Source organism: Citrobacter sp. Cc139 (assembly GCF_030334645.1).
GTDB classification, from domain to species: domain Bacteria; phylum Pseudomonadota; class Gammaproteobacteria; order Enterobacterales; family Enterobacteriaceae; genus Citrobacter; species Citrobacter werkmanii.
Map to the genome: position 1 here is coordinate 108,565 of NZ_JAOWDM010000011.1, position 7,483 is coordinate 116,047.

Here is a 7,483-nt window from a genome sequence, read left to right on the forward strand (position 1 = left end):
AGCGTTATCGCTCGTCCCGGCGACCGCCGACGGCCGCCCACAGACGACGCACGTGTACGGTCACTTCTTCCCGATCATGATACAACTGACGCGCCTGCATCTGGGCATTGACGCCATGCTCATCAAGCTGTGCCTGGATATAGGCCAGATTCTGCGATACCTCTTCATAACGTTTTTTCATCGGCAGCTTGAGGTTGAAGATCGTCTCGCGACACCAGCCGTTGACCAGCCACTGCGCCATCAGCGCGGCAACCTTCGCCGGCATCTCCACCATGTCGCACACCATCCATGAGATGTTGTTACGATTCGGGCGATACTTAAATCCGTCTTCGCGCAACCAGGTGACCTGCCCGGTATCCATCAGGCTTTGCGCCATCGGACCATTATCCACGGAATAAACCCACATGTTGCGTTTAACCAGTTGATAGGTCCAACCGCCCGGACATGCGCCTAAATCCACGGCATACATGCCGTTGGCCAGACGCTCGTCCCACTCATCTTCTGGAATGAACACATGCAGCGCCTCTTCCAGCTTCAGCGTTGAGCGGCTCGGCGCATCGGCCGGGAACTTCAGGCGCGGAATCCCCATGTAGAACGGGGAGTTATTGTCAGGCCAGGAATAACCGGTATAACAACAGCCAGGGGCGATAAAGAAAACATGAACCACCGGACGTTTCGGCGTTTCATATTTTGCCAGTACGCCCGCTTCGCGCAGCGCCGCGCGCAGCGGTACGGTAAATTTACGGCAGAACTTAACCAGCTCTTTGCTTTCATTGGTGTCGGCGACTTCTACACGCAGATCGCCGCCTTTTTCCACCACGCCCTGCAACATGCCGACAATTGGCGTAATACGGTCTTCCGGCGGTAAATATTGCAGCAGTTCGCCCACCACAAACATCTGACGGGCAAAAATCAACGAGCTAAACGGCAGCTCTTTCACTAACTTTTCGGCATCGTCCTGCTGATAGCATTCGAAGATCACATAGCCCGCATTGTCTTTTACACGGGCGAAACCGAAGATTTCCCGACGTCCTGCTTTATCCGTAATTTCTGCGGCGCACTCTTTTTCAAAACCCGGGCGACACAACAATACAACCTTATTCATGGCTAACGCCCTTACGTTTCAATCGAATAGCGCCCACTAACATCAGCGCCCAGCCCACAAGGAAGCTAAAACCACCGACGGGGGTAACAAACGCCCACAGGCGTAAATGGGAGAGCGCGAGGCAATACAGGCTACCGCTAAACAGCACCGTTCCTAATGCCAGAAACACGCTACTCCAGTAAAACCAAATGCTAATGCGTCGTTGCATGGCGACGGCCAGGCCGAAGATAGCCAGCGTATGAAACGCCTGATACTCAAGGCCAGTCTGGATCCAACCCATTTCTACGACACCCAGGGTTTTACTCAGAACATGTGCCCCAAAGGCGCCCAACGCCACAAAGATAAAGCCACTTACGGCGGCAAAAATCAGCATAAAACGGCTGGTCATGTTAATACCCTACGTAATTTATTGTTCATAACGAAAGCGGAATTTTTCTTGTTCCGTGGCCGCTTTTGCCAGTATCCACTGACGGAAGGCGGCTATTTTACCCAGTTCTGCCTGACTGTCATGACAAACCAGATAAAACGCGTTTTTGCTGACCAGAACATCATTGAACGGACAGACCAGACGTCCGGCTTCAATTTCGGACTGCGCCATAACGTTATTCGCCAGCGCAATCCCCTGTCCATGGATAGCAGCCTGTAGCACCATGGCGCTATGGCTGAAGATAGGTCCTTGCTGTACGTTGATATGATTCAGGCCAAGCTGGCGCGTATAGGCTTGCCAGTCACGCCGCGACGCATCGTGCAACAATGTGTGTTTTGCCAGATCATCCGGCGTCTTCAGCGGCTTATCACCGGTAAGTAGCAGCGGCGAGCAGACCGGCAATAAATATTCTGCGTACAATTTTTCAACGCGCAGACCCGGCCAGTTGCCGCGTCCGTAGAAAATCGCCACATCAACATCGTCAGCCAGTTTGTCTTCCTGACGGTCCACCGCCTGGATCCTGACATCGATTCCCGGATAAGCTGAGTTAAAGCTAGAGAGTCTGGGCACCAGCCATTGGATCGCGAAACTGGGCAATAAACTAACGGTAAGCGCACCTTTTGCACTGCGTGCCTGAAGTTTACGCGTCGCGTCAGTTAATTGCGAAAAAATCTCTTTGATGTCGAGGAAATAGCTTTGACCCTCTTCTGTTAACAGCAGAGATCGATTGCGTCGACGAAACAGCTTCAGCCCCAGAAAATCCTCAAGTGACTTGATTTGATGACTTACTGCGGCCTGCGTCACAAAAAGCTCTTCCGCTGCGCGGGTAAAGCTCAAATGGCGCGCTGCGGCATCAAAAACACGCAATGCATTTAGGGGTGGTAATCGTTTTGACATGACTTTTAGGCTTTGATGTTAAATGAATTTAACAATTATCTAACAGGATGTAACCTATTAGTTTTTTTTATCTGAGCCATTATAAATTGTCCGTTGAGGTTCTACCAGCAAATACCTATAGTGGCGGCACTTCCTGAAGCCGGAACGAAAAGTTTTATCGGAATGCGTGTTCTGGTGGGCTTTTGGCTTACGGTTGTGATGTTGTGTTGTTGTGTTTGCAATTGGTCTGCGATTCAGACCATGGTAGCAAAGCTACCCTTTTTCACTTCCTGTACATTTACCCTGTCTGTCCATAGTGATTAATGTAGCACCGCCAAATTGCGGTGCTTTTTTTTGTCCGACTTTCTGTCGATGGCGGCCGGTTAGTTATCCAGTTCTACCATCTCTTTCACATCGGTACGGTTGATCTGCTGTTTGTTGCCGTTAGCGTCTTTATACGAAATCATTCCCGTTTCATTGTCGGTCTGTGGCTTGCCATCAGATACGATTGATCGACCATCGTTGGTGTGCATCACGTAATTCGATCCAGAACAGGCGCTCAGGGCAAAAGTCAGCATACAGGCAGAGATAATTGCGGCAGTCTTTTTCATCTTCTTCTCCTTAAAGCGATTTATGCTATTAAAAACACACTCCGTAACAGGCAAAATTGCTCGCCTAACGCTATTTAGCATAAGACACTATGAGGACTTTGCCAGGATATCCAGAGTATTCCGATGGTTAGCACAACCCTTGTGTCAGCGCCTGTTTTGCGCGACGATCGGTTTATTGAACTGAGGATGACCATGAACGCATTTAATCCCGCGCAGTTTCGCGCGCAATTTCCCGCACTCAACGATGCCGGCGTCTACCTCGACAGCGCTGCTACTGCACTGAAGCCGCAATCCGTGATTGAGGCGACCCAGCAATTTTATAGCCTGAGCGCCGGGAACGTGCATCGCAGCCAGTTTGCCGAAGCGCAACGCCTGACCGCGCGCTATGAGGCCGCACGGGAAAAGGCCGCGCGCCTGATCAACGCCCCGGATGGCAAAACGATAGTCTGGACCCGTGGCACGACGGAAGCTGTCAACATGGTTGCCCAAAGCTATGCGCGTCCGCGCTTACGGCCGGGCGATGAGATTATCGTCAGCGTGGCGGAACATCATGCCAATCTCGTTCCGTGGCTGATGGTGGCTGAGCAAACGGGCGCTAAGGTAGTCAAACTCCCGCTCAACGCCCATTTTCTACCGGACGTCGAGCGTCTGGTTGAGCTCATCACTCCGCGCAGTCGCATTCTGGCGCTGGGGCAGATGTCGAACGTCACCGGCGGTTGCCCGGATTTAGCCCGCGCCATTACGCTCGCCCATGCGGCTGGCATGGTGGTGATGGTTGATGGCGCGCAGGGAATTGTGCATTTTCCCGCTAACGTGCAGCAGTTAGATATTGATTTCTATGCCTTCTCGGGCCACAAGTTGTATGGCCCTACCGGTATTGGCGTACTGTATGGTAAGCCAGAATTACTGGAGGCCATGTCACCATGGCTCGGCGGCGGCAAGATGATTAGCGAAGTCAGCTTTGACGGTTTCACCACCCAGGCGGCCCCCTGGAAGCTGGAGGCCGGTACGCCTAACGTAGCTGGCGTCATCGGGCTAAGCGCGGCGCTCGAATGGCTGGTAGACATTGATGTTGCGCAGGCCGAAAACTGGAGCCGGGGTCTGGCGACGCTGGCAGAAGACGCCCTGGCGAAACGTCCCGGTTTTCGTTCCTTCCGTTGTCAGGACTCCAGTCTGTTAGCCTTTGATTTCGCTGGCGTTCATCACAGTGATATGGTGACGCTGCTGGCCGAATATGGCATTGCGCTGCGCGCAGGGCAACACTGCGCACAACCACTGCTGGCGGAGCTGGGCGTATCCGGGACCCTACGCGCCTCTTTTGCGCCCTATAATACGCAAAGTGATGTGGATGCGTTGGTCGCAGCCGTTGACCGCGCGCTGGAAATATTGGTGGATTAATGACAAGCCCTTTATTCGCCGGACACCCGTTTGGCACAACCGTAACGGAAGAGACGTTGCGTACTACGTTTGCCCCGCTCAGCCAGTGGGAGGATAAATATCGTCAGCTAATTCTGCTGGGTAAGCAGCTTCCGGCACTGCCGGAGGCGCTAAGGGCGCAGGCAAAAGAGATTGCGGGATGTGAAAACCGCGTCTGGCTGGGATATACCCTGCACGAGAACGGCACCCTGCATTTCTTCGGCGACAGCGAAGGCCGCATTGTGCGCGGGCTGTTGGCGGTATTGCTCACCGCCGTTGAAGGTAAAACCGCAGCCGAGTTACGGGCGCATTCACCCATGGCGCTATTTGACGAGTTAGGGTTAAGCGCGCAACTCAGCGCCTCGCGAAGCCAGGGCCTGCATGCGTTGAACGAGGCGATTCTTGAGGCTGCCCGGCAAGCCGGATGACGACGGCTGATGCGTCTTATCCGGCCTATAACACCGCACGAACTGTAGGTCGGATAAGCATAACGCTATCCGACACAATCAACTCTGGCGCGCCGCTTTCGCCATCATCTTCTTCAGCGCATGGGAAACGGCTACAAAGCCAAAGGTAGCCGTCACCATGGTGGCGGCGCCAAACCCTGAGGCGCAATCCATACGTTTTGGCCCTTCTGCCGTCGCCTTCATGGCACACACCGAGCCATCTGCCTGCGGGTAAACCAGCGCCTCGGTCGAGAACACGCAGTCCACGCCCAGCTTGCCTTTACTGTTTTTCACCACGCCAAAATCACTCTTCAGCCGCTCACGCAGCTTGGCCGCCAGCGGATCCTGAATGGTTTTTGCCAGATCAACCACCTGAATCTGCGTCGGATCGATCTGCCCGCCCGCACCGCCGGTGGTTACCAGCGGAATCTTATTACGCCGACAGTACGCAATGAGCGCCGCTTTCGGGCGCACGCTGTCAATCGCATCGATGACATACGAATAACCCGCATTCATATACTCCGCAACGTTATCTGGCGTAACAAAATCATCGACCACGTTCACCCGGCACTCCGGGTTAATCTGGCGGATACGTTCCGCCATCACCTCAGCTTTTGCTAAACCAACGTTATCACGCAGCGCATGGATCTGACGGTTAGTATTGGTGACGCAAACATCATCCATATCGATGAGCGTAATCGCGCCAATGCCGGTACGCGCCAGCGCTTCCGCCGCCCACGATCCCACACCGCCAATCCCGACCACGCAAACATGCGCTCCGGCAAATAACTGCAGCGCATTTTCGCCATACAGCCGCGCCGTGCCGCCAAAACGCTGACGCCAGGCGTCACTGATAACCACAGACATAGAACCTCAAATATAGAAAACAAAAAGAGCGGACAAATACCGCCCTTGATGACTGCATCACTGCCTGATGGCGGCTACGCCTTATCAGGCCTACTCAGTAATGTAGGCCGGATAAGCGAAGCGCCATCCGGCAATTAACCGCTAAATACGTTACCCGCGTTGGCCGCTGTTTTCAGCACCCATACGCGACCGTAGTGATTATACCACCCGGCACGATGTCCGGCGTCAGCGCCAATGCCCTGATAGATATCAAAGTGCTGGCCTTTAATCGCACCGCCCACATCCAGCGCCACCATCAGGCGCAGTTCATATTGACCGGTGAACTTACCGTTATTGTCCAGCAAGGGGACTTCCGCCAGTAACGTGGTGCCCGCAGGAATGATACTGCGGTCAGAAGCCACGGATGCGCGGCCAATCAGCGGTACCGCGCTGGCCCCTTTCACCGGCGCAAAAGATTGCGGCTTAAAGAAGACAAACGATGGGTTCTGCTCCAGCAGCTCACGCACTTCGGCCTCGCTGTGCGTCTCTCCCCAGTGGCGAATGGCCTGCATCGACATATCTTCTTTTTTCACTTCGCCACGATCAATCAACACCTTACCGATACTGCGATAGGCATGGCCGTTTTTCCCGGCATAGCTAAAGAAGTTTAGCGGGCTGCCGTCGCCAAAATCGATATAGCCACTGCCCTGAACATCCATAATAAAGTTGTCCATCAGGGAGTTGCTGTACGCCAGAATATAATTATCGCTTAGCGCGCCTGCGTAGATCTCGGCACGAGACGGTAAACGTCCGCGTTTTGGCGGCATGCGGTAAATAGGATACTGGAACTCGCCCTGACGCGTGTGGCGCGCCTGAATAACCGGCGTGTAATAACCCGTAAACTGGACGTTCCCGTAGTTGTCCGCCCCTTCCATTTGCCACGCGTCAATACCAAACTGACGCATGCTGCGCGTATCACCGCCCGCACGTAACCATTGCTGGATAGCGTTGTAGACGTTGCTCTGGTTACCGTACAAACGCGGCGAAGCGCTGCGAATTTGATTAACCTGCTCGGCGAAATCACCGGCATTGATTGGCGCGCCAACCGCATCAGGCTGGTTCACCAGTGAGAAAGGCTGGGTAAATTTCCCGTCTTTATACTGCTGCCCACGATCGGTGGGTTTTGAGGAACACGCGGCGAGCATCGCAACGACTGCTCCCGCCAGAAGATATTTTGCCCAACGTCCTTTCATTGTTCTCGTCTTATGTTGCCTGAATGCGAGACGAAGATAACAAACCCCCGTACCTAATGAAATGCGTATGCATACCCGAACGCAAATTTTGCGCAAAAAATAATCCAGAATACGTTGTTTTTGTTCATTTTCACCCTTAAAACGTGATCAAGGTGAAAAAAGGGTTGCATGAAAATGCGAGCAGAGTATAGTGCGCATCCACGGACGCGGGGTGGAGCAGCCTGGTAGCTCGTCGGGCTCATAACCCGAAGGTCGTCAGTTCAAATCTGGCCCCCGCAACCAATTAAAATCAGAAGCAGTATTTTTGCAAAGTAGTTCGAATCACAGCAAGGCGGCGACGCAGTGAATCCTTAGGAGCTTACTCCAGTAAGTGACTGAGGTGAACGAGGAAAGCCAACGCAGATGTGGTTTGAAATACGAAGCAAAAGACGGACGCGGGGTGGAGCAGCCTGGTAGCTCGTCGGGCTCATAACCCGAAGGTCGTCGGTTCAAATCCGGCCCCC

Annotated in this window: 8 protein-coding genes and 1 tRNA gene; 3 read left to right on the forward strand and 6 right to left on the reverse strand. The window is 53.6% G+C overall.

Going from position 1 to position 7,483, the window contains the following annotated elements; genetic code table 11:
• Window positions 1–4: 4 nt before the first annotated feature.
• The 4 genes from rlmM to OGV69_RS00605 form a co-directional block, all read right to left on the reverse strand.
• Window positions 5–1,105 (reverse strand): 23S rRNA (cytidine(2498)-2'-O)-methyltransferase RlmM, encoded by a 1,101-nt coding sequence (gene rlmM, locus OGV69_RS00590; protein WP_069324528.1) that lies wholly within the window; start codon window positions 1,103–1,105, stop codon window positions 5–7.
• Window positions 1,098–1,493, reverse strand: a complete 396-nt coding sequence (locus tag OGV69_RS00595) for a DUF423 domain-containing protein (protein ID WP_003034037.1) — start codon at window positions 1,491–1,493, stop codon at window positions 1,098–1,100. The genes rlmM and OGV69_RS00595 overlap by 8 nt, the downstream gene beginning before the upstream one ends.
• Window positions 1,494–1,511: 18 nt before the next feature.
• A complete protein-coding gene (gene gcvA, locus OGV69_RS00600) occupies window positions 1,512–2,429 on the reverse strand; it encodes a glycine cleavage system transcriptional regulator GcvA (protein ID WP_003034035.1) in 918 nt (305 codons plus the stop codon).
• A 362-nt stretch (window positions 2,430–2,791) separates the two neighbouring features.
• On the reverse strand, window positions 2,792–3,019 hold the full coding sequence (locus OGV69_RS00605) for a YgdI/YgdR family lipoprotein (RefSeq protein WP_016154261.1): 228 nt from the start codon (window positions 3,017–3,019) through the stop codon (window positions 2,792–2,794).
• Window positions 3,020–3,211: 192 nt separating this feature from the next.
• On the opposite strand from OGV69_RS00605, the gene csdA reads away from it, so the two are divergent.
• Window positions 3,212–4,417: a cysteine desulfurase CsdA gene (gene csdA, locus OGV69_RS00610; protein ID WP_069324618.1), complete on the forward strand. Its 1,206-nt coding sequence runs from the start codon at window positions 3,212–3,214 to the stop codon at window positions 4,415–4,417.
• Window positions 4,417–4,863, forward strand: a complete 447-nt coding sequence (gene csdE, locus OGV69_RS00615) for a cysteine desulfurase sulfur acceptor subunit CsdE (RefSeq protein WP_069324527.1) — start codon at window positions 4,417–4,419, stop codon at window positions 4,861–4,863. The genes csdA and csdE overlap by 1 nt, the downstream gene beginning before the upstream one ends.
• Window positions 4,864–4,941: 78 nt before the next feature.
• On the opposite strand, the gene tcdA is transcribed toward csdE, so the two are convergent.
• Window positions 4,942–5,748: a tRNA cyclic N6-threonylcarbamoyladenosine(37) synthase TcdA gene (gene tcdA / locus OGV69_RS00620; RefSeq protein WP_038633280.1), complete on the reverse strand. Its 807-nt coding sequence runs from the start codon at window positions 5,746–5,748 to the stop codon at window positions 4,942–4,944.
• A gap of 134 nt (window positions 5,749–5,882) precedes the next feature.
• On the reverse strand, window positions 5,883–6,980 hold the full coding sequence (mltA, locus tag OGV69_RS00625) for a murein transglycosylase A (protein WP_042310759.1): 1,098 nt from the start codon (window positions 6,978–6,980) through the stop codon (window positions 5,883–5,885).
• A 205-nt stretch (window positions 6,981–7,185) separates the two neighbouring features.
• Here mltA and OGV69_RS00630 point away from each other — a divergent pair.
• Window positions 7,186–7,262: transfer RNA gene (locus OGV69_RS00630), tRNA-Met, on the forward strand.
• The last annotated feature ends 221 nt before the right edge of the window (window positions 7,263–7,483 follow it).